General features: G+C 64.2%; 28 protein-coding genes. 13 read left to right on the top strand and 15 right to left on the bottom strand.

Annotation, left to right across the window (positions count from 1 at the left end; all coding sequences use genetic code 11):
- Positions 1 to 13 precede the first annotated feature (13 nt).
- From N551_RS0108330 to N551_RS0108320, 3 genes are all read right to left on the bottom strand, one after another.
- Positions 14 to 1,801, bottom strand: coding sequence for a chloride channel protein (locus N551_RS0108330; protein ID WP_027566575.1), 1,788 nt, complete (start codon positions 1,799 to 1,801; stop codon positions 14 to 16).
- 12 nt (positions 1,802 to 1,813) lie between these two features.
- Positions 1,814 to 2,467 (bottom strand): class II aldolase/adducin family protein, encoded by a 654-nt coding sequence (locus N551_RS0108325; protein ID WP_027566574.1) that lies wholly within the window; start codon positions 2,465 to 2,467, stop codon positions 1,814 to 1,816.
- Positions 2,468 to 2,624: 157 nt separating this feature from the next.
- Positions 2,625 to 3,251 (bottom strand): MarC family protein, encoded by a 627-nt coding sequence (locus N551_RS0108320; protein ID WP_027566573.1) that lies wholly within the window; start codon positions 3,249 to 3,251, stop codon positions 2,625 to 2,627.
- A gap of 89 nt (positions 3,252 to 3,340) precedes the next feature.
- On the opposite strand from N551_RS0108320, the gene N551_RS0108315 reads away from it, so the two are divergent.
- From N551_RS0108315 to N551_RS38665, 5 genes are all read left to right on the top strand, one after another.
- Positions 3,341 to 3,547 carry a hypothetical protein gene (locus N551_RS0108315; protein WP_027566572.1) on the top strand — a complete coding sequence of 69 codons (207 nt, stop codon included), beginning with the start codon at positions 3,341 to 3,343 and terminating at the stop codon, positions 3,545 to 3,547.
- A gap of 100 nt (positions 3,548 to 3,647) precedes the next feature.
- The gene (locus tag N551_RS0108310) at positions 3,648 to 4,214 is read left to right on the top strand and encodes a ferritin-like domain-containing protein (protein ID WP_027566571.1); all 567 of its coding nucleotides are present in this window, start codon (positions 3,648 to 3,650) and stop codon (positions 4,212 to 4,214) included.
- A 155-nt stretch (positions 4,215 to 4,369) separates the two neighbouring features.
- A complete protein-coding gene (locus tag N551_RS0108305) occupies positions 4,370 to 4,753 on the top strand; it encodes an Hsp20/alpha crystallin family protein (protein ID WP_007601432.1) in 384 nt (127 codons plus the stop codon).
- 8 nt (positions 4,754 to 4,761) lie between these two features.
- Positions 4,762 to 7,167 carry an endopeptidase La gene (gene lon / locus N551_RS0108300; protein ID WP_027566570.1) on the top strand — a complete coding sequence of 802 codons (2,406 nt, stop codon included), beginning with the start codon at positions 4,762 to 4,764 and terminating at the stop codon, positions 7,165 to 7,167.
- A gap of 5 nt (positions 7,168 to 7,172) precedes the next feature.
- Complete coding sequence (locus N551_RS38665; RefSeq protein WP_197031111.1) at positions 7,173 to 7,328, top strand: hypothetical protein; 156 nt, start codon at positions 7,173 to 7,175, stop codon at positions 7,326 to 7,328.
- A 71-nt stretch (positions 7,329 to 7,399) separates the two neighbouring features.
- Here the strand turns inward: N551_RS38665 and N551_RS0108295 are convergent, their stop codons facing one another.
- The 9 genes from N551_RS0108295 to N551_RS0108250 form a co-directional block, all read right to left on the bottom strand.
- Positions 7,400 to 7,702 carry an HU family DNA-binding protein gene (locus tag N551_RS0108295; RefSeq protein ID WP_007601427.1) on the bottom strand — a complete coding sequence of 101 codons (303 nt, stop codon included), beginning with the start codon at positions 7,700 to 7,702 and terminating at the stop codon, positions 7,400 to 7,402.
- Positions 7,703 to 8,057: 355 nt separating this feature from the next.
- Positions 8,058 to 9,290 carry an acetyl-CoA C-acetyltransferase gene (locus N551_RS0108290; RefSeq protein WP_027566569.1) on the bottom strand — a complete coding sequence of 411 codons (1,233 nt, stop codon included), beginning with the start codon at positions 9,288 to 9,290 and terminating at the stop codon, positions 8,058 to 8,060.
- A 149-nt stretch (positions 9,291 to 9,439) separates the two neighbouring features.
- Positions 9,440 to 10,903 carry a GH1 family beta-glucosidase gene (locus tag N551_RS0108285; RefSeq protein ID WP_027566568.1) on the bottom strand — a complete coding sequence of 488 codons (1,464 nt, stop codon included), beginning with the start codon at positions 10,901 to 10,903 and terminating at the stop codon, positions 9,440 to 9,442.
- A gap of 699 nt (positions 10,904 to 11,602) precedes the next feature.
- Positions 11,603 to 12,010: a hypothetical protein gene (locus tag N551_RS0108275; protein ID WP_027566567.1), complete on the bottom strand. Its 408-nt coding sequence runs from the start codon at positions 12,008 to 12,010 to the stop codon at positions 11,603 to 11,605.
- 59 nt (positions 12,011 to 12,069) lie between these two features.
- Positions 12,070 to 12,237 carry a hypothetical protein gene (locus tag N551_RS38660; RefSeq protein WP_197031110.1) on the bottom strand — a complete coding sequence of 56 codons (168 nt, stop codon included), beginning with the start codon at positions 12,235 to 12,237 and terminating at the stop codon, positions 12,070 to 12,072.
- 164 nt (positions 12,238 to 12,401) lie between these two features.
- On the bottom strand, positions 12,402 to 12,635 hold the full coding sequence (locus N551_RS38655; RefSeq protein WP_027566566.1) for a hypothetical protein: 234 nt from the start codon (positions 12,633 to 12,635) through the stop codon (positions 12,402 to 12,404).
- Positions 12,632 to 12,931 (bottom strand): hypothetical protein, encoded by a 300-nt coding sequence (locus N551_RS38650; protein WP_027566565.1) that lies wholly within the window; start codon positions 12,929 to 12,931, stop codon positions 12,632 to 12,634. The genes N551_RS38655 and N551_RS38650 overlap by 4 nt, the downstream gene beginning before the upstream one ends.
- Positions 12,932 to 13,082: 151 nt before the next feature.
- A complete protein-coding gene (locus tag N551_RS0108255; RefSeq protein WP_027566564.1) occupies positions 13,083 to 15,593 on the bottom strand; it encodes a TonB-dependent receptor in 2,511 nt (836 codons plus the stop codon).
- 153 nt (positions 15,594 to 15,746) lie between these two features.
- Complete coding sequence (locus tag N551_RS0108250) at positions 15,747 to 17,105, bottom strand: histidine kinase (RefSeq protein WP_027566563.1); 1,359 nt, start codon at positions 17,103 to 17,105, stop codon at positions 15,747 to 15,749.
- 145 nt (positions 17,106 to 17,250) lie between these two features.
- Between N551_RS0108250 and N551_RS0108245 the strand changes: the two genes are divergently transcribed.
- Entirely contained in the window at positions 17,251 to 17,871 is a 621-nt protein-coding gene (locus tag N551_RS0108245) for a response regulator transcription factor (protein WP_007612921.1), read from the top strand.
- A gap of 70 nt (positions 17,872 to 17,941) precedes the next feature.
- Positions 17,942 to 18,787, top strand: coding sequence for an S-formylglutathione hydrolase (gene fghA / locus N551_RS0108240; protein ID WP_027566562.1), 846 nt, complete (start codon positions 17,942 to 17,944; stop codon positions 18,785 to 18,787).
- A gap of 24 nt (positions 18,788 to 18,811) precedes the next feature.
- On the opposite strand, the gene N551_RS0108235 is transcribed toward fghA, so the two are convergent.
- A complete protein-coding gene (locus N551_RS0108235; RefSeq protein ID WP_027566561.1) occupies positions 18,812 to 19,384 on the bottom strand; it encodes a DUF3280 domain-containing protein in 573 nt (190 codons plus the stop codon).
- Between the two features lie 59 nt (positions 19,385 to 19,443).
- On the opposite strand from N551_RS0108235, the gene N551_RS0108230 reads away from it, so the two are divergent.
- The 6 genes from N551_RS0108230 to N551_RS0108205 all read left to right on the top strand — a co-directional run bounded on the left by N551_RS0108230 (position 19,444) and on the right by N551_RS0108205 (position 24,298).
- Positions 19,444 to 20,625, top strand: coding sequence for an ABC transporter substrate-binding protein (locus tag N551_RS0108230; RefSeq protein WP_027566560.1), 1,182 nt, complete (start codon positions 19,444 to 19,446; stop codon positions 20,623 to 20,625).
- 8 nt (positions 20,626 to 20,633) lie between these two features.
- Entirely contained in the window at positions 20,634 to 21,602 is a 969-nt protein-coding gene (locus N551_RS0108225) for a YVTN family beta-propeller repeat protein (protein ID WP_027566559.1), read from the top strand.
- Positions 21,599 to 22,405 carry an ABC transporter ATP-binding protein gene (locus N551_RS0108220; protein ID WP_027566558.1) on the top strand — a complete coding sequence of 269 codons (807 nt, stop codon included), beginning with the start codon at positions 21,599 to 21,601 and terminating at the stop codon, positions 22,403 to 22,405. Before N551_RS0108225 ends, N551_RS0108220 begins: the two co-directional genes overlap by 4 nt.
- Entirely contained in the window at positions 22,402 to 23,250 is an 849-nt protein-coding gene (locus tag N551_RS0108215) for an ABC transporter permease (RefSeq protein WP_027566557.1), read from the top strand. Before N551_RS0108220 ends, N551_RS0108215 begins: the two co-directional genes overlap by 4 nt.
- Positions 23,247 to 23,861, top strand: a complete 615-nt coding sequence (locus N551_RS0108210) for a hypothetical protein (protein WP_027566556.1) — start codon at positions 23,247 to 23,249, stop codon at positions 23,859 to 23,861. The genes N551_RS0108215 and N551_RS0108210 overlap by 4 nt, the downstream gene beginning before the upstream one ends.
- A gap of 137 nt (positions 23,862 to 23,998) precedes the next feature.
- Positions 23,999 to 24,298, top strand: coding sequence for a copper-binding protein (locus tag N551_RS0108205; RefSeq protein ID WP_027566555.1), 300 nt, complete (start codon positions 23,999 to 24,001; stop codon positions 24,296 to 24,298).
- 127 nt (positions 24,299 to 24,425) lie between these two features.
- Here N551_RS0108205 and N551_RS0108200 read toward each other — a convergent pair whose 3' ends face one another.
- Both N551_RS0108200 and N551_RS0108195 read right to left on the bottom strand, forming a co-directional pair.
- The gene (locus tag N551_RS0108200) at positions 24,426 to 24,983 is read right to left on the bottom strand and encodes a PQQ-dependent catabolism-associated CXXCW motif protein (RefSeq protein WP_027566554.1); all 558 of its coding nucleotides are present in this window, start codon (positions 24,981 to 24,983) and stop codon (positions 24,426 to 24,428) included.
- Between the two features lie 10 nt (positions 24,984 to 24,993).
- Positions 24,994 to 25,875, bottom strand: coding sequence for a substrate-binding domain-containing protein (locus tag N551_RS0108195; RefSeq protein ID WP_027566553.1), 882 nt, complete (start codon positions 25,873 to 25,875; stop codon positions 24,994 to 24,996).
- Positions 25,876 to 25,967: the final 92 nt, after the last annotated feature.

Raw genomic sequence — 25,967 nt, 5'->3', positions numbered from 1 at the left:
CTTCCGCATGACCTTACGACAGCGCCCCGAGCACGCCGCGCGTCGCCTTGTCGATCTCCTCGACATAGCGGCGCCGGACGAAGGTCTCAGTGAGGAAGCCGACCACCTTGCGGCTGTCGGTGGAATCGACCACCGCCAGCATTTCGGCCTCCGCCTCGTCGAACACCGCCATCGCCGATTTCACGTTCATTTCCGGGATCAGCACGATCTCGGTCAGGCGCGCGAGCTCGATCACCTGGATCTCGTCGGCGATGCTGTCGAGGTCGCCGGAGAACAGGTCGGGCAGCAGGACGAGGCCGACATATTCGTCCGCATTGTTGACGATGACGATCCCGGGCCGCGAGCCCAGCGCGAATTCACGGCGGACCGCGGCGATCGTCGTGGTCGACGGCACCTTGCCGACATCGGAGCGCATCAGCCGCTCGACGGTGAGGTTGCGCAGCCAGCCGACGTCGTTGGCGCTGCGGATGGTCTCGCCGCGCAGATGCAGGCGCCAGGTCGAGAAGGAGTGTCCGAACATGAAGCGGACGCAGATCGAGGTGACGATGCAGCCGGCCAGCACCACGGCGGTGACGTCGACGTTGCGGGTCATCTCGAGCACGAGGAACGACATGGTCAAGGGACCGCCGACGATGGCGACACCGAGCGTCGCCATGCCCGTCAGCATCGCGACCAGCGGATCGATCACGAAGTTCGGGCTGATCAAGACCAGCACCGCGGCAAAGAACTTTCCGATCAGGCTCCCGACGAACAGCGAGGCAAAGAACAGCCCGCCGCGGAAGCCGGAGGCGAGCGAGATCAGGCAGGCCGTCACCTTCAAGGCGATGATCAGCGCGATCAGGCCGATCGTCATGTCGTGAAAGAGATCGAGCACCATCGCGCCGTGGCCGGCCGCCAGCACCTGCGGCGTGACAATCGCAAAGCCGCCGACGATGAGGCCGCCGATCACCGGGCGCAGCCAGACCGGCAGCCATTTGAACAGGCGCTCGAACATCGAGGACGAGCGCATCACGGCGATGCCGACGCCGCTGGTGACGAGGGCGAGCCCGATCAGCGCCAGATATTGCTCGACGCCGACGGCGCTGACCTTGGGGATTTCGAGCGAGTATGGCGCGCCGCCGAGCCATTGCGCGGTCAGCGCACCGGCGAGCGAGGCGGCGAGGATCGGCGCGGCGCTGCCGACCGAATAGACGCCAACGATGAGCTCGCAGGCGTAGAAGGCGCCCGTGATCGGTGCACCGAAGGCCGCCGCGATCGCCGCAGCGGCGCCGCAGCCGACGATCAAGCGCAGATCGTTGCGGCGTAGATTGAAGAACTTGCCGAGCAGCGAGGCGATGCCCGAGCCGATCTGGGTATAGCCCGCCTCGAGGCCGACAGAGGCGCCGCAACCGTTCGAGATCAAGGTCTGGCTCGACACCACCACGCTGTCGCGCATCGACAGATTGCCGCCACGCAGCGCGTTCGCCTCGATCGGATCGACCGCGCTGGAGAGCTTGAGCCGTCGCCGCCACCACTCCATGATACCAAGCACCAACCCGCCCAGCGCGGGCGCAATCAGCGCGGCCCAGGGACTGACGCTGGTATTGGCGGACAGGCGGACGTCGATGGGAATGCCGTAGATCACCATATGGGCAATCTGCGCAATCTCGGCCATCAGCGTCACGATGGCGCCGGCAAGCGTGCCGATCACCAGCGCCAGCGGGATCAGATAGAATTCGTTGCTGCGCAGCAGCGCCCGCAGCCGAACCATGACGCGGTTCGTCCCCTTGCGGTCGGCGAGATGTCTGATCCGCAGGAACACTTTCTGTCCGCCCTACCCTTCCGACATGCCGTAGCCGGACATGCGCTGGCGGACCCGCTCGATCTCGGCGCTCGACAGCAGCGGCGGTTCTCCGATCTGGAGACAGCCGTGATATTGCCGCGCCAGCGTCTCGACCTCGACGGCGAGCCACATCGCCTTGTCCACCGACTTGCCGATTGCGATCATGCCGTGATGGTCGAGCAGGCAGGCAAGCCGGCCCTCCAGCGCCCGCACCGCATGTTCGGACAGCTCCGCCGTTCCGAAGGTGGCATAGGGCGCGCAGCGGATGCTGTCGCCGCCGGCGGCTGCGATCATGTAGTGCACGGGCGGGATCTCCCGGCCCATGATCGCCAGAATGGTGCAATAGGTCGGATGGACGTGGACGACGGCGTTGATTTCGGGCCGGGCCTTCAGGATGTCGCGGTGGAAGCGCCACTCGCTGGACGGCTTCTGAGTGGGCGCGTGCGAGCCGTCCATCGCCATGAACACGATCTGGTCCGGCGTCATGGCGTCGTAGGGCACGCTGGTCGGCGTGACCAGAAGCCCGTCCACATGCCGGACGCTGATATTGCCCGAGGTGCCTTGGTTGATGCCGAGCGCGTTCATGCGGCGGCAGGCGCCGATGATGGCCAGTCTCTTGTCGAGCTCGTCCGCTGTCATCGACATCTCGATTCCTGACGATGGGCGCCTGTCAGACGGGGAGTACGTCAAGCAATATGGCAGCGCAAGAGAAAGCGGGCCGGATCGCGCGCGAGCCCGCCAGCCGCCGCGTGGCATCATGAAATAAACATGAAAATCAACGCATTAACAGATTGTCGCAGCTCTACGGCAAGCTCGCCCGGACCGCTGCGATCCCATTGATCACGAACTGCACCGAATAGGCCGCGAGCAGCATGCCGAGCACGCGCGAGAGGACGGCGTTGCCGGTGCGTCCAAGGCTCCGCGCGATCATGTTCGCGAAGATAAAACAGAGCGTGCAGAGCAGGCACACCGAGAGCACGACCGCGATGATGATCGCGAGCCTCGGACCGTAGCCGGCATCGCCCGTCAGGAGCAGCGTGGTCGCGATCGCGCCAGGACCGGCCATCATCGGGATCGCCAGCGGGAATACCGCGACGTCGGAGGCATGTTCGGAGCTTGCCTTGTCGGCCTCGCGAGCCTCGCGATGCGGACGGTCGCCGAAGATCATCTGGTAGGACACGCCGAACAGCAGCAGTCCGCCGGCGATCTGGAAGGCGGGGATGCCGATCCCGAGCTGGCGCAGCAGCCAGTTTCCGATCAGGGCGATCACCACCAGGATCGACGCCGCAATCAGCGGCGCGCGTAGCGCGATGGTGCGCTTGGTCTTGTCGGGCATACCTCCGGTCGCGGCAAGGAAGGCCGGCGCAAGGCCCACGGGATCGACCACAAGCAGCAGCGTCACGAACGCAGATAAGGTGAAGTCGATCATGTCTCGGTGGGCTCCCTGGACGCAGGAACGATGGCCGTCGGAGTGACTTAGCCCGACAGAACCGCTTTGAAAATCACCGGAGATGCACAATGAGCGACAGTGGAATTGGAATGTTGCTGGGCCAGCTTTCGGGCAACCTGCTCTGGCTCTGGTTCATCGGAGCCTTCGTGCTGGGTGCGGTCCTCGTCTACGGCGTGGCGAAGGCGGGGCGCCTGCGGCGCCACGAGCGCGCGCAGCTTGACCGCAACACCGAGGCGCGGCAGCGGCAGGAAGATCCCTACAAGCGTCCGACCTGAGCGCAGGTTGCCGTTTGGAACTTTCGTTCTCCGAAAGCTTTTGATCGCCTGAGGATTGCGGAAGGCGATGCCTTCGCGTGTCACCTCAAGAGGAGGATGTATGGCCAAGAAAGCAAAGAAGCGCACAACCAAGAAATCGTCGACGGGCCGTGCCCGTCAGGCGCCGAAGATGTTGAGCGACCTATTCCTGGAAACGCTCAAGGACATCTATTTCGCCGAGAACAAGATCATCAAGACCTTGCCCAAGATGGCCAAGGCTGCCAACTCGAAGGAGCTCGCGGCGGCTTTCAACAAGCATCTGCGCGAAACGCAGGGCCAGGTCAAACGTCTGGACCAGATCTTCAAAATGCTAGGCAAGCCGGCCCGCGGCAAGCCTTGCGAAGCGATCAACGGCATCACCGACGAAGGCGCCGAGATCATGAAGGAGTTCAAGAACGCGCCTGCGCTCGACGCCGGCCTGCTCGCAGCCGCGCAGGCGGTCGAGCATTACGAAATCTCCCGCTACGGCACCTTGCGCACCTGGGCTGAGGAGCTCGGCATGCAGGACGCCGCAAGGCTGCTGCAGGCGACGCTGGACGAGGAAGAGGCGACCGATCACGCGCTGACCGAGCTCGCCACCTCCGTGATCAACCTCGAGGCGGAAGAGGAATACCGCCAGGCGGCCTGAGCCGCACATCGCGTGACAACGGAGCGCCGCGGTCTGGAAGGCCGCGGCGCTTGTCTTTTCGGATCGCAGGATCCGCATGGCACCTCCGCGCTGCCGGGCTGGAATTCTTGGGAACCGGCCCCATATTCAGCGTTCCCCACCGCCGAGCCTGCATCATGCAACCCAAAAATCCCCTCGACTGGATGCTGTCCGAAGCCCTGGACTCGCTGACCCGCGCCGAACGGCTGCGCCAGCAGTTCGGCCGCCAGGAAGCCTGCTGGGAGCCTCCCATCGACGTGCTCGAAACCGAGCATGAGCTCCTGATCCTGGTCGCGCTTCCCGGCGTCAATCCCGACAATGTCGAGACTGTCATCCATGACGGCGTGCTCGTCATCTCCGGCCAGCGCACCCTTCCGCCGGAGCTTCGCAACGCCCGCATCCACCGGCTCGAGCTGCCGCAGGGGCGTTTTGAGCGCCGCATTGCATTGCCCGTTGGTCGCTACGCCATCAGCCGCTTCGTGATGGACGGCTGCGTCGCGCTGCGCCTCGCCAAATCCTGAGGTCGATCATGGCCACCGAACCAATGAATACCGCACCGACCAATCCCCAGAGCAATTCCGACGTGAAGATTCCCGAAGACGCGCTGATCATCATTCCCGTGCGCGAGATGGTGCTGTTCCCCGGCGCCATCGCGCCGATCGCGATCGCGCGGCCGAAGTCGGTCGCCGCCGCGCAACAGGCGCTGCGCGAGCAGCGGCCGGTCGGCATCGTCCTGCAACGCAGCCCCGAGACCGAGGAGCCCGGACCGGACGACCTCTATCGGGTCGCGACCATCGCCAACATCGTGCGCTACATCACCGCGCCCGACGGCACCCATCACATCGTCTGCCAAGGCGTGCAGCGCGCGCGCATCCTCGACTTCCTGCCGGGGACGCCGTTCCCGGCCGCGCGGATCCAGCAGATTCCGGAGCCGACCACGAGCACGCCCGAGATCGAGGCCCGCGGGCTGAACCTGCAGCGCCAGGCCATCGAGGCGATCGAGCTGCTGCCGCAGGCACCGCCCGAACTGATCGCGATGTTCCAGGGCACCACCGCGCCCGGCGCGCTGGCGGACCTGGCGACCTCGTTCATGGACATCAAGCCGCAGGACAAGCAGGAGGTGCTGGAGACCATCGACCTCGCTCTGCGTGTCGAGAAGGTGTCGAAGCATCTGGCCGAACGGCTGGAGGTGCTGCGCATCAGCAACGAGATCGGCCAGCAGACCCGCGCCAGCTTCGACGAGCGGCAGCGCGAAGCGATCCTGCGCGAGCAGATGGCGACCATCCAGCGCCAGCTCGGCGAAGGCGACGGCAAGGCGGCCGAGGTCGCCGAGCTGACCGCTGCCATAGCCAAGGCCAACATGCCGCCCGAGGCGGACGCTCATGCGAAGAAGGAGCTGCGCCGCTACGAGCGCATGCCGGAGGCCGCCGGCGAGGCCGGCATGGTCCGCACTTACCTGGACTGGCTGATCGAGCTGCCGTGGGCGCTGCCCGCGGAGAAGCCGATCGACATCAAGGAAGCGCGCCGCATCCTCGATGCCGATCACTTTGGCCTGGAGAAGATTAAGAGCCGGATCATCGAATATCTGGCGGTGCGCAAGCTGGCGCCGCAGGGCAAGGCGCCGATCCTGTGCTTCGTCGGACCGCCCGGCGTCGGCAAGACCTCGCTCGGCCAATCCATCGCACGCGCGATGGATCGTCCCTTCGTGCGCGTCAGCCTCGGCGGCGTGCATGACGAGGCCGAGATCCGCGGCCATCGGCGCACCTATATCGGCGCGCTGCCCGGCAACATCATCCAGGGCATCAAGAAGGCCGGCACCCGGAACTGCGTCATGATGCTGGACGAGATCGACAAGATGGGCCGCGGCGTGCAGGGCGATCCTTCCGCAGCGATGCTGGAGGTGCTCGACCCCGAGCAGAACGGGACGTTCCGGGATAATTACCTGGGCGTGCCCTTCGACCTGTCGCGCGTGGTGTTCATCGCGACCGCCAACATGCTGGACCAGATCCCGGGTCCGTTGCTGGACCGCATGGAGCTGATCAGCCTCACCGGCTACACCCAGGAAGAGAAGCTGGAGATCGCGAAGCGCTATCTGGTGCGGCGGCAGCTCGAGGCCAATGGCTTGACGCCGGAGCAAGCGGAGATCGAGCCGGAGGCGCTGCAGCTGGTGGTCAAGGGCTACACCCGCGAAGCCGGCGTGCGTAACCTCGAGCGCGAGATCGGCAAGCTGTTCCGCCATGCTGCCGTGCAGGTCGCCGAAGGCACGGCTGCCAAGGTCGTCGTGGCGCCGAAGGATATCGGCACCGTGCTCGGCCAGCCGCGCTTCGAAGGCGAGATCGCGCAGCGCACCAGCATCCCAGGCGTGGCCACCGGCCTTGCCTGGACGCCGGTCGGCGGCGACATCCTGTTCATCGAGGCCTCGCGGGTATCCGGTCGCGGCGGGATGATCCTGACCGGCCAGCTCGGCGAGGTCATGCGCGAGAGCGTGCAGGCTGCGATGACGCTAGTGAAGAGCAAGGCCACGCAGCTCGGCATCGATCCGCAGCTGTTCGAAAAGAGCGACATCCACGTTCACGTGCCCGCAGGCGCGACCCCGAAGGACGGGCCGAGCGCGGGCGTTGCGATGTTCACGGCGCTGACGTCCCTGCTCACCAACCGCACGGTGCGCAGCGACACCGCCATGACCGGCGAGATCTCGCTGCGCGGCCTGGTGCTGCCGGTCGGCGGCATCAAGGAGAAGGTGGTGGCGGCTGCGGCCGCGGGCCTGAAGCGGGTGATGCTGCCGGCGCGCAACAAGCGAGACTATGACGACATCCCGCAGAGCGCGCGGGATAACCTCGAATTCATCTGGCTTGAGCGCGTCGACGAAGCCATCGCCGCGGCGCTCGAGCCGGCCGAGGCCAAGATCGAGGCCAAGGTCGAAGCGGCGGAGTGAATGCGATGAAAAAACTGCTGGAAAGAGCGAAGCGATCGCGGACAACGCAACGGCTGCGCCAGTTGCTTGATCGCACCATCGACGGGATTCGCGATGCGCTGGCGGCATCAGGACCGCGGCTTCAGCCGGCCCCGGTCCGGGCGAAGCGCCGCAAGGGTTGAGCCCTCCGTCTCAAGTCCTCGCGACAGCCCCGAACAAAAGGCCCCCTCCACGCGAGGGGGCCTTTGCGTTGTTAGCCCACGGCGTCCTTGGCGGCCTTGACCGGGCGGGCGCGGACGATCTTCCGGGCCGGCTTGGCCTTGAACATCATCTCTTCGCCCGTGAACGGGTTGGTGCCCTTGCGCGCCTTGGTCGCGGGCTTCTTGATGACCACGAACTTGGCGAAGCCCGGCACCAGGAACAGGCCGTTCTTCTTGAGCTCCTTGTGACCGACGTCGGTCAGCGTCTCCATGACGCTCTTGACGTCACGCTTGGAAAGCTCGGTGGTGGTCGCGATCTTTTCGATCAGCTGCGATTTCGACATTTGGGTGGCCATCGTGTCTCCTCTGATTCGTTGACGGCTGCATATTAGACCAACCGGTGAAGGCCTATAGCCTTCTGCACAGTTTTGTCGGGGTTTTACGGGCTTTTTTGGCCCTCTGTGGCAAAAAACCCTGCTTTTTAGCCACTTCCGGAGCGGGAGAAGCCTCAGGCAGCGGATTTTACCTTGTTTCAAAGGCCCGCACGCAGCCTTGCTAAAGCTGATTCGATGCTTTCGACAAGCGACGACCGGCCTCTTTGTGAAAGGCCGGTCGCGATTCACCCTGGAAAATAAGGCTAGACCGTCGTGATGCGGCGATCGCGGGTACTTTCTCTCCCTTATTTCTAAGGAGCGCGGCGCTTCGCTCGCGCTAGATACGTTCGATGATGACGGCCGGGGCCATGCCACCGGCCGCGCACATGGTGACGAGACCGCGCTTCAAGTCGCGCCGTTCGAGCTCGTCGAGCACGGTGCCGATCAGGATCGAGCCGGTGGCGCCGATGGGATGGCCGAGTGCGATCGAGCCGCCATTGACGTTGACCCTGGCGCGGTCGAGCTTGAGGTCGCGGATGTATTTTTCCGCAACCACGGCAAAGGCCTCGTTGATCTCGAACAGGTCGATGTCGTCCACGGTCAGCCCCGCCTTCGCCAGCACCTTGCGCGTCGCCGGCACCGGCGCGTTCAGCATCAAGGTCGGCGAGTCCCCCATGTTGGCCATCGCGACCACGCGCGCGCGCGGCTTCAGGCCATGCGCCTTGGCATAAGCTGGCGACGCCAGCAGGATCGCAGCCGCGCCGTCGACCACGCCGGACGAGTTGCCGGCGTGGTGCATGAAGTCGATCTCGAGCTCGGGGTACTTCTGCAGGATCAGGCCGCGATAGGTCGTGCCCTTGTCGTCGAGCGCATAGTCGGCGACCGCGGGGAATGCGGGCTTCAACGCGCTCAACCCTTCCATCGTGGTCTGCGGCCGCGGATATTCTTCATGGTCGAGCGCGAGGCTGCCGTCCTCGCGATGCACCGGCACGAGACTCTTCTTGAAGTGGCCGTTCGCGATCGCGAAGGCTGCGCGCTTCTGGCTTTCGAGGCCGAGCGCGTCCACGTCCCTTCGCGTGATGCCTTCCATGGTCGCGATCGCGTCGGCGCAGACGCCCTGATGCGACTGCGGATGCCGCGCACGCAGGCGCAGATTGCCGTTGTCCATCATCATCGGGCCGCCGCCGCGACGTCCTTCCATCGACATCATCTCGCAGCCGCCGGCGACGACGAGGTCCTCCGCGCCCGCCATGATCGAGCTTGCGGCCATGTTGACGCTGGTGATGCCGGAGCCGCAGAAGCGGTCGAGCGTCACGGCACTCGCCCGCACGTCGTAGCCGGCGTCTAGCGCCGACATGCGGCCGAGATCGCCGCCTTGCGTTGCGACCTGCGCGCTGCAGCCCCAGATGATGTCGTCGACATCGGCGGTGTCGATGCCGGTGCGCGTCGCGAGCGCGCGCAGCACGGTTGCTCCCAGCTGCTGCGGATGAATGCCCGAGAGTGCCCCCTTGCCAGCCTTGCCGACGCCTCGCGGGGTCCGGCAGGCATCTATGATGAGTGCGTCGGTCATTGGCGTTATCCTCTATTTTGAATGGTTGAAGGCGTTTTGAATCAGGGACCGAAGGGAGTCAATGCGCGTCGGCGGAACCGCCTCACCCCACCCTCTCAGCGCAAGCCAAGCTCGTCGCGCCTCCGCAAGAACGGGGAGAGGGAGAGCAATCACGCCCCCGCCGCGTTCTTCGCGATCACGTTGCGATAGAAGCTGGCACTGAGTTTTGGCGTACGCACCTGCGTGTCGAAATTGACGTGGTAGAGCCCAAAGCGCTTGTTGAGCCCGAACACCCATTCAAAATTGTCCATCAGGCTCCAGAGGAAGTAGCCGCGCACCGGCACGCCTTCGGCGGTGGCGCGCTGGAGCTGAGCGAGGTAGTTGCGCAGATACATGATGCGGTCGGTGTCGTAGATCTTGCCATCGGGCGTCACGACGTCGTCGCCGGAGGTGCCGTTCTCGCTGATATAGATCGCGTCCGTCTTCCATATCTTCGCCGCCAGCTTCGGCACCCAGTAGATCGTCTCGGGGCCGACGCGCAGCCAGTCCGAATTCATGTGCGGGAACGATTTCGGGATCGGCAGCGGCATGAAGCCCGCGCCCTGGTCGGACGCCACCACATAGTTCTGCGGCGCGTAGATGTTGAGGCCGAGGAAATCGACGGGCGAAGAGATGATCTTCAGCTCCGCATCGGTGTATTTCGGCGCGTCGCGCCCGGCGAACTTCAAGAAGGCGTCGGTGTACTGGCCCGTCATGATGACGTTGAGATAGCCGGCGTTCATCTCGCGCAGCGCGATCTCGGCGGCACGGACGTTCTCCGGCGTGTCGATCGCGGGGGCGCAGGCATCGATGTTCTCGGCCGGCCCCACCCTGGTGCCGCGGCGGCCGTGGGCGCGGACCGCCTGCACCGCGAGCCCGTGCGCGAGTGCGCTGTTGTGCCTGATCTGGTTGACCTCGGCTTGTGGCAGTGTCACGCCGGGGGCGTCGATGCCGATGCCGTAGCCGAAATGGACGAAGCGACCGCTCTCGTTCAATGTGAACACGTTCTTGACGCGATCGGTCAGATGCTGGGCGACGTAGGCCGCGTAATCACCGAAAATCTTGCAGGTCTCCGTCGACCGCCAGCCGCCAAACCGGTCCTGGAGCGATTGCGGCAGGTCCCAATGATAGAGCGTCAGCCACGGCTCGATGCCGTTCTTGAGGAGTTCGTCGACCAGGCGGTTGTAGAAGTCGAGCCCCTTCGGGTTGGGTTTGCCATCGCCGTCCGGAAACAGCCGCGGCCAGGCCACCGAGAAGCGATAGGCCTTGCAGCCGAGCTCCCTGATGAGCGCGATGTCTTCCTTGTAGCGGTGATAGTGCTCGTTGGCGCGGTCGCCGGTGCTGCCGTCCTCGATCTTGCCGGGGATGCGGACGAACTTGTCCCAGATCGAGGCCCCTCGCCCGTCCTCGTTGACCGCGCCCTCGACCTGATAGGACGAGGTCGCCGTGCCCCAGACAAAGCCCGCCGGAAAGCCGTCCACGCTCCGCGGGGACGATGCGGGCTTGGCATCCGCGACCTCAAGAGGATTGGCGATTCCGGCTGCGGACAATCCCGCCAGCGTGGCGAACTGGCGGCGCGAGACCTTGTCCGACATTGATAGTGCTCCGGGTGATGCTCTTTGGGCGGCACCATGGCGAATCGCGGGTCGTTTGAGAAGCGGGCGAGCCGAGGGCCGAGGATGCAGGATTGCGGAATGCGACAAAGTCGTCCGAAAGGGACTAGGGCGATTGTCGGCAGAGCTACCCCAAAGCCGAAATACCAGCCCAATCCGGCGAGGAAGTTGTCAGTTCCCCTCGATAAGAGGGCCCGTAGGCTCACAGAATGCCCTAAACCGCTCGGAAATTACGACCAAAGTTCGAAAATATGGCGTATGGTGCAACCATCGCCGCTCCGCTCTGGGCGATTGTCTGTCTGCACCGGTCAAGCAAGAGAACGACTGAATTAGGACGCGGTTTGACCGCATGAGACTGTGGTCACCTCTTCCGCTTGACCAAGCGCCTGTCCCGCCAGGGATACATCGACTGACCCCGCGTCAGAGCCACTGTGAATTCGAGGTAGATATATGTCGTATGCCTACAAGCTGAATGAAGACGTTCGCCACCAGCCCCAAGGCCCACAAGGACGTGCCGCAACTGAGCCGCCGATGATTTACACCATCGTCCAGCATATGCCCATCGAGTCCGATGGACGTCTCCGATACCGCATCAAGTGCAAGTCGGAGAAAATCGAGCGAGTCGTCACGGAAGATCAGCTTTCGTATTCGCAGTGAACTGCTTGACGACGGCTTCCGCGATCAGCGTGAGCGCTTCGGCAATTTTGGCATCTTGTCGGGATTGAACGGCGGTATCTGCCGGGCTCGTTCGGGTGCGGGGGTCTGCTGTTCCGTCAGAATCAGCGTACCCTGTAGGACCATTCCCGGCACCTGCGCTGCCGTCGCCGTGTAAGTCGCGACCTTGCCCGGGCAGTTTCCCTCGATATCCAGCGTGAGCTCATCGTCGACGCCGAACACCGTTGCGCGTCCGTCGGTATGGCGCCTCGTCGACACGGTGGCGGTGAAGCGATCGCCGTCGACCTTGCAAGAGCCGTGATAGGTCATCAGGCTATCGCAGCCCCAAATCTGTCCGTCTGCGACATGGACGATCCCGGTCCCCTGATCGAGCGGCGTCTTGTACCAGGCGGCGTAGGTGCCGTCCTTCAACATGGGAGCAGTCTCCCGGTATTCCCTCGCGCATCATCGACACGATCAGCGCTAACAAAGCGTTAATCGCGCGGCCTGTGCCAATCCGGGCTATCCCTGCGCAGTTCGGCCTCCAGGTCTTCAATGATGCTGTGAAGCAGGCAGGCGGCAAGTGGATCGGTCACTTCGCGCTCCAAATGCCGGTAACGCGCGATTTGGAATTCCTGCTCTCTCAACTGGTGCTCTGTCATCGGACGGGCCCTCCGACGAAACGACGCAGAGACAGCCGAACAGTTTCGTTACAATTTTAGGATCATTCGCTATGGTTTCTGATCGGTAAAACAACGCAGGCCAGGCTTTGCCGACGCGCGGACCATGGGGCGTCAAAAGGTCGATACGCTGACACGTACCGCTGTCACGGCACCTCGCCGTTGTTGCGACTTCCGCCGATGCTGTGCGGCTTGTTGAGGAAGAACTCCCGGTTACCGAGAGCCGCCTCCGCGTACTGGTCGATCGCGACCTGGATGGCCTCGATGTGCATGCGGCACCAGCCCTCGAGGCAGGACAGGCGCCGCGCATGATGGAGAGCCTTCAGAAATTCCGGGGGCTCCGGCATGTCGGAGAAGTAGGTCGGCCTCTCCCCCTTCATGCCCGTGCCAACTCTCGCGGCGGAACAAGGCGGTGCGTCTCAACGCCGACGCGCGATGGCATCGGTCGCCGGCGGGGAACGAAGAGGCTGGCGACAATGATCGGGTCGGTGTCTCCGAGCCCGGCCCTCTCCTGAACGAGGCCGCTCATCACCGTGCGCATCTTCATGACTTCCCCCGCAACGAAGCTGCAGTCCTCGTCCCTGTTGATCTGCTCATGCATGATCGCCTCTGCCTCACGCATGCTGACGCGTAACGCTCTGATGATCCTGCGGATTTCGTTGATGCGGTTGTCCATGGCTCGCTCCCTTGGCTGGACGAGCATCATAAGAACAAAACATGAACAATGAGTCAATCGGCTTGAGGTAGAACACACCCATGCCGGCACGCCGCGCCGGCGAAGACCAGGCTCCTGATCATCCCATATGAGCCGGAGCTTGCGAGCCAGATCAGAACGTCACCCGCATCCCCGCATAGAATGCACGCGGCCTTGCCGGGCTGAGCGAGCGCGGGTCGTTGAAGTCGGCTGCGCCGTTGGTGAAGTTTGGCAAGGCTCCTGTGTCGAAGAACTGTCCATAGGTCGCGTAGCGCTTGTCGAAGATGTTGTCGATCTTGCCGTAGAGCTGGAAGTTCTTGGTCACCTGGTAGGACGTGTGCAGGTTGAACACGGTGTAGGACGGCAGCTTCGCATATTGGTTGGACTCGTCGCCGACCAGATATTGGCTGGAGACGAACAGCGCGTTGCCGCCGACCTTCCAGACGTCGGTGACGGCATAGTCGACACCGACCTTGACGCGATGGCGCGGGATCGCGGGGAGCTGGTTGCCGGGCAGCACCTGAATGGTCTCGGTGGCAATATCCCTGAACGGGCTTTCGGAACCGAGCGCGAAAGCATCGAGATAGCGTGCGTCGACGAACGCGTAGCTCGCCTGAAACTGAAGCGTGGGCGACTTGATGTTGACCTCGGCTTCGAGCCCCTGACGCCTGGTCCGGCCGACGTTGGAGAAATAACCGAACCCGGTGCGGCCGACTGCGGGAACGGCGACGATGTCGTCGTAATTGGTGGCGCGGAAGCCGCCGATTTTCCAACCGAGCGTGCCGATGTTGAGCTCCCTGCTGCCGCGCAGGCCCGCTTCCACGGTCTTGGACACGACCTGTTTCAGCGGTGGATCGGAGACGAGAAACGCGGCAATGAGACAGGGACGGGCGGGATCGGAGCAGCCGAGCTCGAGCGGCGTCGGAACGCGGTTGGCCTCGGAATAGCCGGCATAGGCCGTCAGCTCCGGTGTAATTTTGTATGTGCCGCCGATCACCGGATTGAAGCGGGTGAAGGTGTGATCGCCGTTAAGATCGGTCCCGAGCTGATCCTCCAGCGTGATGCGCGCCACGTTGAAACGGCCGCCGCCGGTGACGGCGAAGGCGTCCGTGATATTGAACGTGTCCATTGCGTAGAGGCCGTTATACTGGTTGACGGTCCGCAGCGAGACAGGGCCGGCAACGGTTTCAGGTACGCCGGTCGGCCCCAGGAAGAGACTGCTGCCGCTGACGACGTAGTTTTCTCCGATCGTGCCGATTTCGGCGGTGGCGTTGTAGCGCGTGACGCTGGCATCATAGGTCGTACCCATCACGAAGCGGTTGTCGTGGCCGAACAGTTGATCGGTGTTGGTGGCCTGCCCCGACACGCCGAAGGTGGTCGAGCGTATCGAGCTGCGGTCGATCTCGCCGAGGATGGTCCCGGACGCGAAAGGATTGGCAAGCGGCAGGCCGTTCACGCCGTTTGCCGGTGTGGCGCCGTCGCCGAAGCAAAGAAGGCCGGTGAGCCCCGGATCGGTGCATTCCTGCGCGTCGGTCGGATTGCCGTCGACGAGCTTCTGCTCGTAGCGGCGCACATGGGCCGTGCCTTCGAGCGTCCAGGTCGGCGTCGCATCGACCTTGCCGGTCAGGTTGAGATAGCCGACGCGATTGGAGGTGGTCTGCGGTGTCGTGTAGGTCGCACCCCAATATTTGTCGAGCAGCTCGGCGGGAACGGTGGCGCTGGCGCCGAAATCGTTCTTGGCGACGCCCATGTTGGCGTGGAATTCGCTGTCGCCGGCCTTGTAGCCGACATCGCCGTAGAAGCGCCGCACGTCCGATTGGGAGAAATTGCGGAAGCCGCTGTCGTGCAGGCCTTCGAGCGCGGCATAGACGCCGTAGTTCTTGTCGACCGTCTTCCCCCATTGCGCCGAGCCCTGGATGCGGCCGAACGAGCCGCCCATGAGATCAAGCTCCGCACCCTGATAGGTGAAACCATCCTTCATTTGCAAATTGATCGCGCCACCCAGCGCGTTGAGGCCGAAGGCGGGGTTGTTGGTCACGAGCGTGACCGACCGGATCGCCGCGGTCGGGATCAGGTCCCAATTGACGGCGTCGGAGAAGGCTTCGTTGATGCGGACGCCGTTCTGATACACGGCGAGGCCTTGCGGAGTGCCCGTCACGGGCGAGGCAACGAAGCCGCGGAATTCGACATCCGGCTGAAACGGATTGCCGGTGACCTCACTGATGTTGACGCCGGCAATGTTGTCGCGAAGCGCGTCGGTGATGTTGAGCGAGCCGGTGCGCCTGATCTGGCCGGCATCAACGGCGTTGATCGCCGACGGGACCTTGTCGACGTCGAGACCTCTGCCGGTACCCGGCGCGGTCGGATAGACGTAGAGGCGCGTCCTGGGGCTGGCGGATGACGGTGCCCCGACGTGCGCGACCGGACGCGACGATGCGGTGCGCCGCGCCGTCGACGGCGGTGGCGCCGTCACCTCGACCGGCGGCAGGTTCTGGACGTTGGTTTCCTCGTCCTGCGCGGCCCCCGCGGGGATCGCGAAGATCAACCCCGACACCAGCCCGGTCGAAACCGAGGCCATCACCAAACGACGCTTGAACCCAAGAGGCTTGAACCCAAAACGCTTGAACCGAACACGATCGCCCATCCCAGCCTTCCCATCCGTGACCACCGGCTGTTTTGATTTTCGCCGGTTGGTCGAGACGAGTGTAATCGGCAGAGATGCGTGCGCCACCCACAAAAGGTCGGGCCGTATCCGCACCAATTTTCCCCACAAAATCGGGAATTTTTCCCGACGCGATCAGACCGCCACCGTCGGAACCAGTGCTTCGACGGTCAGACCGCCATCACCGGAAACGACGTTGAGCGTGCCGCCCAGCGCCAGGATCCGCTCGCGCATGCCGACGAGCCCGAAGCCGAGCTTCTGGCCTGGCTCCATGCCGCGGCCGTTGTCGCTGACCCGTACCCGGGCACAGCCGCGGCCATCGCTTGCCGCCTGCGCCACCGGCTCGATGACGACATTGACCGAGGTCGCGCCGGCGTGGCGGAACACGTTGGTGAGCGCCTCCTGCACGATGCGGTAGATGGTGAGGTCGGCGGTCTCCCCGGTGACGCCAAGCGCCGGCGAGATCGCGGTCTCGATGGTGACATCGGGATGCGACTCCCGCCACAGCCGCGACAGCGATTCCAGCGCCTGGCGCAGGCCGAGCTCGGCAAGGCCGACGGGCCGGAGGCGTTCCAGCACCCGGCGATTGAACTGCTGAAGCGCGTTGATCTGCTCCAGCATGGCGCTGCCGTGTTTTCGTACGGCCTCCGCACTGGGGGCGCGTCCGTCCGCCTGCTTCGCCAGCGCGCTGGCATGCGCACGCAGCGAGAACAGGTATGGCCCGAACTCGTCATGGAGCTCGCGCGCGATCTCCTTGCGCTCGACGTCCTGGAGCGACACCGTTCGCTCGGCGAGGCGCCGCTTGTCCTCGATCGCCTCGCTGAGCGTTGCCGCAAGATGGTTGAGCTTGGTGCAGATCGCGGCGAGCTCCGGTGCGCCGCCCGGCGCGACGCGCGCCTGATAGCGCCCGTCTTCGAGCTCGGCCATCACATCCGCAAGGGATTGGAGCGGCGCCAGTGCCCGGCCGATCACATTCATCATCACCAGAAACAGCGCCAGCGCGATCACCGAGCCGACCTCGAGCTGGGTCACGATGGCATCCCAGATCTCGGCGATCTCGTCATCGGGATGGGAGGTGATCAGCAGCGAACCCGGCTTGCCATGGATCGAGACGGGTACGCTCACCGCGGTCTGCTCGGGATGGACCAGGCTGACGAACCAGGCCGGCGGCGCGCGGGTGTCGTCGTCGGCGTCGGTCCGGGGCTGCGTCAGCGGACTGCCCGCTTCGTCCCGAATCGCAATGCTGACATGGCGCAGGCGGCTGAGGTCGCGTGCGATCTGGTTCAGCCTGGCGTCCGGATCGGGCGCCTCGTTGAGATCCGCCACGATCATTTCGATGAATTCGCGCGCGAGCCGGATCACGCTCTGGTCCTCGGCCTGCACGCGCGGCCCGGCTTCCGCGACCTGGCGGCCGATATTGACGGCGAGCCCCAGCGCCAGCAGCAGCGCCAGCAGCAGGTTGATGCGCCCACGCAAGGATAGATTTTGCCACATTGGTATCGCCCGTGCCCCCGCGAAGGATTGGCCTGCGCCTGTCCGATAACGTTGACAGAGGCGAAGCGCCCGATATCTAATCGAAAGCGTACAGCAATCCCGGCCGGGCGCGAAACAGGCCAAGACGCTGTCGCGAGGAACGCCTATGCGCATTTTGATCGTCGACGATCATCCCATCGTCGCCTCCGGCTGCCGTGCCGTGCTGGCCGACGAGGGCGAGATCGAGATTTTGGAGGCCGCCGACGCCGAAGACGGCGAGTGCGTCTTCATCGTCGAGCGCCCTGACCTCTCGATCATCGACATCAACCTGCCGACCGTGTCCGGCTTCGAGCTGGCGCGCCGCATTCTGGAGCGCGCGCCCGAGGCCCGAATCATCATGTTCAGCATGAACGACGACCCTGCGTTTGCCGCGCGTGCGATCGAGTGCGGCGCCAAGGGCTACGTCTCAAAGACCGGCGACCCCGACGATCTCGTCGAGGCGATCCGCACCGTCGGCAGCGGCGGTACCTATTTGCCGAGCGCGATCGCGCGCAGCATCGCCTTTGCAGGACCCGCGCTGGCGCAAAGCCCGCTGTCGAAGCTGAACGCGCGCGAGATGGAGATCTTGCGGCTGCTCAGCGCGGGAAAGAGCCTTTCCGAGATCGCCTGGCTGGTGCAGTCGTCCTACAAGACTGTCGCCAACACCTCGTCCATCATGCGCCAGAAGCTCGGGGTGAAAACCTCTGTCGAGCTGGTGCGGCTCGCGATCGACAGCGGCGTGGCCTGAAGCCCGCCACGAATTCGGTCACACAAGCGTTGCAATCCTGATGTGGCTTGATGCCACGGAGCATAACGGCATGACGATCCAGACTGTCTCGACCAATACATCCTATGGCGGCGTGCAGGGCGTGTATCGCCATGCCAGCCAGGCGACCGGAACCGACATGACGTTCTCGGTCTATGTTCCCCCGCACGCGCAGGCCGCCAAGCTGCCCGTGGTCTGGTATCTCTCCGGCCTCACCTGCACGCACGCCAACGTGACCGAGAAGGGCGAATTCCGCAAAGCCTGCGCCGAGCTCGGCTTGATCTTCGTCGCGCCCGACACCAGCCCGCGCGGCCCCGACGTGCCGGGCGATGCGAACAATGCCTATGATTTCGGCCTCGGCGCCGGCTTCTATGTCGACGCGACGGAAGCGCCGTTTTCACGCAATTATCGGATGTGGAGCTACGTCACCGACGAACTGCCGAAACTCGTGGCGGAGAATTTTCCAGTCGACGCGAAGCGCCAATCGGTGATGGGCCATTCGATGGGCGGCCACGGCGCACTGACGGTCGCGCTGCGCAACCCGCACCGTTTTCGCGCGGCCAGCGCCTTTGCGCCGATCGTGGCGCCGTCGCTCGTGCCCTGGGGCATCAAGGCGCTGACCGGCTATCTCGGGCCGAACAAGGACAATTGGCGCAGCCACGACACGGTGGCGCTGATCGAGGACGGCGCGAAATTTTCAGGCTTCCTGGTCGACGTCGGCGAGGCCGATAATTTCCTGAAGGAGCAGCTTCGTCCTGAACTGCTGCAAGCCGCCTGCACCACAGCCAACATTCCGCTGACGCTGCGGCGGCAGGCGGCCTACGACCACAGCTATTATTTCATCTCGACCTTCATGGGCGACCATCTGCACTGGCATGCGGAGAGATTGAAAGGGTGATGGCTTCTTCTCTCTTGGAAGAACCTACTCCGGCTTGCCGTAGTTCGGTGCCAGCAACCGGTTGCGGATCAGATAGCTCATCGTGCGCGTCCAGGATTCATCCGTGTTGCCGCGCATGTCGGCGCTGGCGGCCGTGATCATATTGCCGGTCTTCACGTCGCGCAGGTAGATGTTCAGATTTATGATCAGGTTCGAAACCTTCTGCACCATGCCGGTGATTTCCAAATCGGCACCCAACTGCCCGGCAAGCTTGAGGTCGCAATTGCCGCAGGCCTGCAAATTGCTGTGACGCGCCGCATCCCGGATCGGCGCGATATCGAGCAGCTGGAACCTGCCTGACTCGACCAGTGCCTTGCGCAACTGCTCGCTGATGAGATCGAGCCGCGCCTCCTCGGGCTTGGATCCGTAGAACTCGCCGGGCAGGCTGGTGTCGATCAGTTCGAAATCGAACACGGCGAGTTTCGGCGGATCGGCGAATGCGACCGAGCCCGTCAACAGCAAAGCTGCGAAACCTATCAGCGCTCGCATGATCGTGATTCCCGGCCTCACGCGCGCGAGGACGAAATGCGGGGTTGCATGGCCTGACAAATCGGTCATGCTTTAGCATGAGACAATTCTCCATCGGCGGTCAAGCCGGGGAGTTGTACGGAGGAAACATGATCCGATGGTTGGTCGGCCTGATCGGCCTGGGACTTGCTGCGACGAGCGCGCTCGCGGCCGATCCCGTCATGATCGGCATCGGCTATCTCGGAGTCGCCGGCACCAGATCGACGCTGTCGCTGGTCGAGCAGCCCGCGGAGAATGACGGCGTCGCCGGCGCACGCCTCGCCATCGAGGACAACAACACCACCGGCAAGTTCCTCAACCAGCGTTTTGCGCTGGAGGAGCGGCGCATCAAGGAGGGCGAGGATGCCGTGCAGGCCGCGACCGACCTCGCCGCACGCAACGGCTTCATCATCGCCGACCTGCCGGCCGACGCGCTGCTGAAAGTGGCCGACGCCCTGCGCGAGCGCGGCACGTTGCTGTTCAACGCCGGCGCGATCGACGAGCGGCTGCGCGAGGCCGATTGCCGTGCCAACGTCATCCACACCGCGCCGACGCGCGCGATGCTGGCCGATGCGCTCGGCCAATATCTGGTGTGGAAGCAGTGGAAGCGCTGGCTGCTCGTGGTCGGCTCGCATGACGAGGACAAACTGTTCGCCGATGCGCTCCGGCGCACCGCGACGCGGTTCGGCGCCAAGATCGTGCAGGAGCGCAGCTTCGAAGACAAAGGCGGCGCGCGCCGCACCGACTCGGGCGTGACGCTGATCCAGCGCCAGATGCCGGTGTTCACGCAACAGGCTCCGGCCTACGACGTGCTGCTCGCGGCCGACGAGAGCGAGGTATTCGGCGCTTACCTGCCCTATCGCACCTGGGATCCGCGGCCTGTCGCGGGCTCTGCCGGCCTCGTGCCGCGGAGCTGGGACGCCGCGCAGGACCAGTGGGGCGCGATCCAGATGCAGAACCGCTTCGTCAAGCTGAACGCGCGGCGGATGACCGCGCTCGACATGCAGGCCTGGACGGCCGTGCGCATGATCGGAGAGGCCACCTCGCGCACCAATTCCGGCGACATCAAGAAGGTCACCGATTTCATCAAGGGTCCGGAGTTCTCGGTCGCCGCCTTCAAGGGAACGAAGCTGACCCTGCGCGACTGGAACCTACAGCTGCGCCAGCCGATCCTGCTGGTCGACGGCCGCATGGTGGTGTCGGTGTCGCCGCAGGAAGGTTTCCTGCACCAGGTCTCCGAGCTCGACACGCTCGGCTATGACCGCCCGGAGAGCAAATGCAAGCTGAAATGAGGAAGAAGATGTTGCGCTTGTGGCGTGTGGGACTGCTGTCCGGGCTGGCGCTGACGGCAGCGCCCGCGCATGCGTTCATCGCCTATGTCTCGAACGAGAAGAGCAACACCGTGTCGGTGATCGACACCGACAACTGGACGGTGACCAGGACCATCAAGGTCGGGCAGCGCCCGCGCGGCATCGACTTCACGCGCGACGGCAAGTTCGTGATGGTCGCGGTCGGCGACGACGACACCATCCAGATGATCGACGTCAAGACGCAAACCGTGGTGGACAGCCTGCCCTCCGGGCCCGACCCTGAACTGTTCGCCCAGGATGCCGCCGGCAAGGTCCTCTATGTCGCCAACGAGAACGACAACACAGTGACGGTGATCGACCTCGAGAAGCGCGCCCGCCTTGGCGACATCCAGGTCGGCGTCGAGCCCGAGGGCATGACCATCAGCCCGGACGGCAAGACGCTGATCAACACGTCCGAGACCACCAACATGGCGCATTTCATCGACACGTCGTCGCGCCAGATCGTCGCCAACGTGCTGGTCGATGCGCGGCCGCGCTTTGCCGAATTCAAGCACGACGCTTCCGAATTATGGGTGTCCTCGGAGATCGGCGGCACCGTCTCGATCATCGACCCCGGAAAGCACGAGGTGACCGGCAAGATCAATTTCGAGATTCCGGGGTTGAGGAAGGAGGCCATCCAGCCCGTCGGCATCGGCATGACCCGGGACGACAAGACCGCCTTCATCGCGCTCGGGCCCGCCAACCGCATCGCCGTGGTCGATACCGCCACGCGCAAGGTGACGAAATATCTGCTGGTGGGACAACGGGTCTGGCACATGGCCTTCACGCCGGACGAAAAATACCTGCTCACCACCAATGGCGTCTCGAACGACGTCTCCGTCATCGACGTCGCCGCGCAAAAGGTGATCAAGACCATTCAGGTGGGCGAACTGCCCTGGGGTATCACGATCGCGCCATGACCAACCCTGCTCCCATCGCCGAACAACGCGAAACACCAAGGCCCGATCCGACGGCGGTGCCCGCGCTGTCGATCGACGGCGTCAGCCACGCCTATGGACCGCGCCGCGCGCTGATGGACGTGTCCTTCAACGTGCAGCCCGCGAGCTTTACGGCCCTGCTCGGCCTCAACGGTGCGGGCAAGAGCACGCTGTTCTCGCTGATCACACGGCTGTTCGGCATCCAATCCGGCCGCGTCGGCATTTTCGGCCATGACGTCGGCAAAAGCCCCGGCGAAGCGCTGCGGTTGCTCGGCGTTGTGTTCCAGCCGCGCACGCTCGATCTCGATCTGTCGCTGACGCAGAACCTGCTCTATCACGCCGCACTCCACGGCATCAGCCGCCGCGAGGCCCGCGCGCGAGCCGCCGAGCTGCTCGGCCGCATCGGGCTTACAGAGCGCGCCGGCAGCAAGGTGCGCGATCTCTCGGGCGGGCAGATGCGGCGGCTGGAAATCGCCCGTGCGCTGCTGCACCGGCCGCGCCTGCTGTTGCTGGACGAGCCGACCGTCGGCCTCGACGTCAAGGCGCGCGCCGACATCATCAGCCATGTGCGCCAGCTCGTGAGCGAGCAAGGCATCGGCGTGCTCTGGGCCACGCATCTGTTCGACGAGATCATGGCCGGTGACAATCTCGTGGTGCTGCACCAGGGCAAGGTGCTGGCGCAGGGGCCGATGAGCCGCGTCGTCGCGGAAGCCGGCGCGCAGGACGTCAACACCGCCTTCATGCGTCTGACCGGCGCGCAGACCCTGCCGGGAGGCGGCGCATGAGCAGCATCGCCACCCGCGATGCCCCACGCGGCTTCTCGGCCGCCGAATACATCACCTGCCTCACGGGCATCGTCTGGCGCGAAGGCCTGCGCTTCCTGCACCAGCGCGAGCGTTTCGTCTCGGCACTGGTGCGGCCGCTGGTGTGGTTGTTCATCTTCGCCGCCGGTTTCCGCCAGGTGCTCGGCATCTCCATCATCCCGCCCTACGAAACCTACATCCTCTACGAGGTCTTCATCGCGCCGGGGCTGATGGCCATGATCCAGCTCTTCAACGGCATGCAGTCCTCGCTCTCGATGGTCTATGACCGCGAGATGGGGAACATGCGCACGCTGCTGGTAAGCCCACTGCCGCGCGGCTACCTGTTGTTCTGCAAGCTGCTCGCGGGCACCGCGGTGTCGCTGCTCCAGGTCTATGCGTTCCTGCTGATCGCCTGGTTCTGGGACATCACCCCTCCTCTGTCAGGCTATCTCACGGTGCTGCCGGCACTGATCCTGTCCGGACTGATGCTGGGCTCGCTCGGCATGCTGATCTCCTCCGGCATCAAGCAGCTGGAGAACTTTGCCGGCGTGATGAATTTCGTCATTTTCCCGATGTTCTTCGCTTCATCGGCGCTCTACCCGCTCTGGCGCGTGCAGGAGGGCAGCCCCTATCTCTACTACGTTTGCGAGGCCAATCCGTTCACCCATGCGGTCGAGCTCATACGTTTTGCATTCTACGGGCAAATCAACTGGATCTCGCTGGCGGTGGTCGCGACCTGCACAATCGTCTTCATGATCGGCGCGATCTATGCCTATGATCCCTCGCGCGGGCTGGCGCGACGGGGCCCTGCGGGAGGCGAAGGATGACGGTTCGGGTTCTGGCCATGGCCGCTCTGATGCTCGCAACCGCGAGCACGGCGGCACGCGCGGCCGATCCGCGCTATCCGGACTGGCCCTGCACGCAGGCCAAAGTGCCGGACATTTCGCTCGCGGCCGTCTGGGCCGGTCCTTCGCTCGACGACGTGCAGAACAAGTGGAAGGACGACGCCAAAGTCAGCGCGCTGGTCGCGAAACTGTCGGCACGCAAGACGCCGCTGGACGAAGCCGAGAAGTTGGTGAGGGAGTTTTTGGCGGGCTCCGCGGCCGACAAGACCGCGAATGCGAAACTGCTGTTCGCAGGCTTGTTCGACACGCTCAACGCTCAGCGCTCGCAGGTCATGAGCGGACTGGAACGCGTCAGCCGCAAGCAGCGCGAAGCCGCCGACAAGATCCGTGAGGAGAGTGTGCAGCTCCAGGCGCTCCAGGGCGCCACGCCGCGCGACGAGGCCAAGGTCGATGCGCTCAGCAACGAGCTGATCTGGAAGACCCGCATTTTCGAGGACCGCTATAAGGTGGTACGGTTCGTCTGCGAGGTTCCCACCACAATCGACCAGCGGCTGTTTGCGCTCGGACGCGTGATCCAACAGGAAATGGAATAGCGTCAGCCTCATTGACCGCTTGCGGCAGGTTCCCGCGCCCCCATTGCGATGATTAACCTGTCGCCGCGCTATATGCCGGAACCAAATCGATCCAGGATGTCTTGTCGATGGGTAATCCAAGGCATCGGGAGGCCTCGATGGGAACCACGAAATTCATCCTCGCAGGCGCTGCGGCCATCAGCATGCTCGCAAGCAGCGCATTCGCTGACGATTTGACCGGAATGGTCACCCGGATAGATCGGCTCAACAGCACGATTTCGATCCAGCAGACACAGAGGGGCACAGTCGGCGGCAGCGCAGGCGGCGCCGGCGCGCTCCAGGAGTACAAGGCCAAGGATGCCGCGATGCTTGACGCCGTCCACGCCGGCGACAGGGTGAGCTACTCTGCGACCGACAATAACGGCACGGGCACGCTGACGAAATTGCAGAAGCAGTAGGCTTTCCTCGCCTCTTCCCACGTGCGACAGGGCGTCATGGCCGGGCTTGTCCCGGCCCTCCACGCATAGCCACGCGGCACCAAGAACGTGGATGCCCGGGACAAGCCCGGGCATGATGATCTCTTGCCTACTGCTCCGGCCGCGGCTCCGGCTGCGCCTCCTCGGTCGGAAGTTTGGCGCGCTTCCAGCCGTCGGTACCATCGGGATACCAAGCGATGTTGGAGTAGCCGTACGCGAGCGCTCGCTTGGCGGCGTTCCAGGACATCCAGCAATCGGCCAGGCAATAGATCACGAGCAGCGCGGTCTTGTCGCCGTGTGATGCACGCGCGAGGCCGCGCTGGAAATAATCGTCCATGGCGGGCGGCAGCGTGCCGTAGCCGGTATCCGGCAACCAGATGCTGCCCGGAATGTTCTTGCGCGGCGGCTCGCGCCAGACGGTACCCGCTGGAAGGTTCTTCGGCTTCGGCGCGCGCGGCAGCACGTCGATGAAGGCGCCGCTCTTCGCGTGCCAGATCGTCTCGGCTTCTGACGTCGACAGCACGCGCGCGCCGCCCAGCGTCGCCGGCACAGGCGCGCGGTAGTTGTCGGTGCGATAGCCCTCGGGCTCGAACGGCTCCTGCTGCTGCGCAACGCCCGGCGCCACCAGCATGGCGGCGACCAGCGCAACGGCAAGGTGCCGCCTCATGGCGTCTGCCTCATGGCGTCTTTTTGGCCGTCTCCGCGCCGAGCGGCCGATCGTTCTCGTCCAGCAGCGGAACGCCGAAGTCGAGCAGGATCTTGTTGATCTCGCCCTGGTTCTCCTGGATCAGCTTGTTGAGCTGCCGCTTCCAGTTCTGGTCGGCGCCACGCACGCCCATGCCGATGCGATAGACCAGTTTTGGCCCGGTGGTTTCCTTGACCAGCGGGGTGACATGAAGCGAGCCCGCCTTCTTCGCGTAGAACCCCGCCATCGGTCCCCACAGCACGCCGGCGTCAATCTTGCCCGCCGTGAGATCATTGATCATTGCCTGCGCTGAATTGTCGTAGCGCGTGTCGATCATCAGCGGATAGGGCTTTGCATCACCCATCAGTCCCGCGATGGCCATGTTGGTGGCAGGCGGCGTGCCGGCGACGATGCCGACATGCTTGCCCTTCAGCCTGGCATCCTCGAGCGTGTCGACCTCCTCCAGCCCGCTGCCTGCTTTCGCGACCAGGGCATAGCTCGTGCGGTAATAGGGATTGGTGCCTTGCACGAGGTCATCGCCTTGGGGGAAGCCCATGATGACGTCGCAGCGATGCGAGCCGAGCGTCATGCGCACGAAGCCCGTGGCTTGCGGAAAAAAGACATAGTCGAGCTTCTTCTGGAGCTTGTCCGCAAACAGCTCCGCAAGCTTGTTCTCGAACCCCTCGCCCTTCTCGTTCGAGAACGGCAGATTGCGCGGGTCGGAACAGACGCGCAGCACCTTGGGGTCGACCAGCTCGAAGGAGAGGTCGCCCGTCTCGTTGGTCTGCGCGATGGCGACGTCGCTGAACGCGCAAGACGCAACCAGGATACTCAGTGAAAACAACCAGCGACGATGTCGTCCGGCCTCCGTCATCGCGCTTCCTCCTGGGCTTGTTTGAATGCTAGCCATGCAACGCATGACGCGCCATGTTTTGCTAGATTGTGTGCTGGCTTTTCTTTATTGCA

It is taken from the genome of Bradyrhizobium sp. URHA0013 (assembly GCF_000518345.1).
Taxonomy (GTDB): Bacteria; Pseudomonadota; Alphaproteobacteria; order Rhizobiales; family Xanthobacteraceae; genus Bradyrhizobium.
Note: the sequence above shows the minus strand (reverse complement) of the source record. Positions and strands in the feature narration are given on the sequence as shown.

What these genes read in the sequence shown, in the direction of transcription:
- N551_RS0108290 (WP_027566569.1), bottom strand. Translation starts at nt 9,290, where the DNA reads ATGACCGACGCACTCATCATAGATGCCTGCCGGACCCCGCGAGGCGTC.
- N551_RS38650 (WP_027566565.1), bottom strand. Translation starts at nt 12,931, where the DNA reads ATGGACAACCGCATCAACGAAATCCGCAGGATCATCAGAGCGTTACGC.
- N551_RS0108220 (WP_027566558.1), top strand. Translation starts at nt 21,599, where the DNA reads ATGACCAACCCTGCTCCCATCGCCGAACAACGCGAAACACCAAGGCCC.
- N551_RS0108315 (WP_027566572.1), top strand. Translation starts at nt 3,341, where the DNA reads ATGAGCGACAGTGGAATTGGAATGTTGCTGGGCCAGCTTTCGGGCAAC.
- N551_RS0108310 (WP_027566571.1), top strand. Translation starts at nt 3,648, where the DNA reads ATGGCCAAGAAAGCAAAGAAGCGCACAACCAAGAAATCGTCGACGGGC.
- fghA (WP_027566562.1), top strand. Translation starts at nt 17,942, where the DNA reads ATGACGATCCAGACTGTCTCGACCAATACATCCTATGGCGGCGTGCAG.
- N551_RS0108225 (WP_027566559.1), top strand. Translation starts at nt 20,634, where the DNA reads ATGTTGCGCTTGTGGCGTGTGGGACTGCTGTCCGGGCTGGCGCTGACG.
- N551_RS0108305 (WP_007601432.1), top strand. Translation starts at nt 4,370, where the DNA reads ATGCAACCCAAAAATCCCCTCGACTGGATGCTGTCCGAAGCCCTGGAC.
- N551_RS0108250 (WP_027566563.1), bottom strand. Translation starts at nt 17,105, where the DNA reads ATGTGGCAAAATCTATCCTTGCGTGGGCGCATCAACCTGCTGCTGGCG.
- N551_RS38665 (WP_197031111.1), top strand. Translation starts at nt 7,173, where the DNA reads ATGAAAAAACTGCTGGAAAGAGCGAAGCGATCGCGGACAACGCAACGG.
- N551_RS0108210 (WP_027566556.1), top strand. Translation starts at nt 23,247, where the DNA reads ATGACGGTTCGGGTTCTGGCCATGGCCGCTCTGATGCTCGCAACCGCG.
- N551_RS38660 (WP_197031110.1), bottom strand. Translation starts at nt 12,237, where the DNA reads ATGACAGAGCACCAGTTGAGAGAGCAGGAATTCCAAATCGCGCGTTAC.
- N551_RS38655 (WP_027566566.1), bottom strand. Translation starts at nt 12,635, where the DNA reads ATGAAGGGGGAGAGGCCGACCTACTTCTCCGACATGCCGGAGCCCCCG.
- N551_RS0108215 (WP_027566557.1), top strand. Translation starts at nt 22,402, where the DNA reads ATGAGCAGCATCGCCACCCGCGATGCCCCACGCGGCTTCTCGGCCGCC.
- N551_RS0108235 (WP_027566561.1), bottom strand. Translation starts at nt 19,384, where the DNA reads ATGACCGATTTGTCAGGCCATGCAACCCCGCATTTCGTCCTCGCGCGC.
- N551_RS0108285 (WP_027566568.1), bottom strand. Translation starts at nt 10,903, where the DNA reads ATGTCGGACAAGGTCTCGCGCCGCCAGTTCGCCACGCTGGCGGGATTG.
- N551_RS0108195 (WP_027566553.1), bottom strand. Translation starts at nt 25,875, where the DNA reads ATGACGGAGGCCGGACGACATCGTCGCTGGTTGTTTTCACTGAGTATC.
- N551_RS0108320 (WP_027566573.1), bottom strand. Translation starts at nt 3,251, where the DNA reads ATGATCGACTTCACCTTATCTGCGTTCGTGACGCTGCTGCTTGTGGTC.
- N551_RS0108205 (WP_027566555.1), top strand. Translation starts at nt 23,999, where the DNA reads ATGGGAACCACGAAATTCATCCTCGCAGGCGCTGCGGCCATCAGCATG.
- N551_RS0108255 (WP_027566564.1), bottom strand. Translation starts at nt 15,593, where the DNA reads ATGGGCGATCGTGTTCGGTTCAAGCGTTTTGGGTTCAAGCCTCTTGGG.
- N551_RS0108200 (WP_027566554.1), bottom strand. Translation starts at nt 24,983, where the DNA reads ATGAGGCGGCACCTTGCCGTTGCGCTGGTCGCCGCCATGCTGGTGGCG.
- N551_RS0108295 (WP_007601427.1), bottom strand. Translation starts at nt 7,702, where the DNA reads ATGGCCACCCAAATGTCGAAATCGCAGCTGATCGAAAAGATCGCGACC.
- N551_RS0108275 (WP_027566567.1), bottom strand. Translation starts at nt 12,010, where the DNA reads ATGTTGAAGGACGGCACCTACGCCGCCTGGTACAAGACGCCGCTCGAT.
- N551_RS0108230 (WP_027566560.1), top strand. Translation starts at nt 19,444, where the DNA reads ATGATCCGATGGTTGGTCGGCCTGATCGGCCTGGGACTTGCTGCGACG.
- lon (WP_027566570.1), top strand. Translation starts at nt 4,762, where the DNA reads ATGGCCACCGAACCAATGAATACCGCACCGACCAATCCCCAGAGCAAT.
- N551_RS0108325 (WP_027566574.1), bottom strand. Translation starts at nt 2,467, where the DNA reads ATGTCGATGACAGCGGACGAGCTCGACAAGAGACTGGCCATCATCGGC.
- N551_RS0108245 (WP_007612921.1), top strand. Translation starts at nt 17,251, where the DNA reads ATGCGCATTTTGATCGTCGACGATCATCCCATCGTCGCCTCCGGCTGC.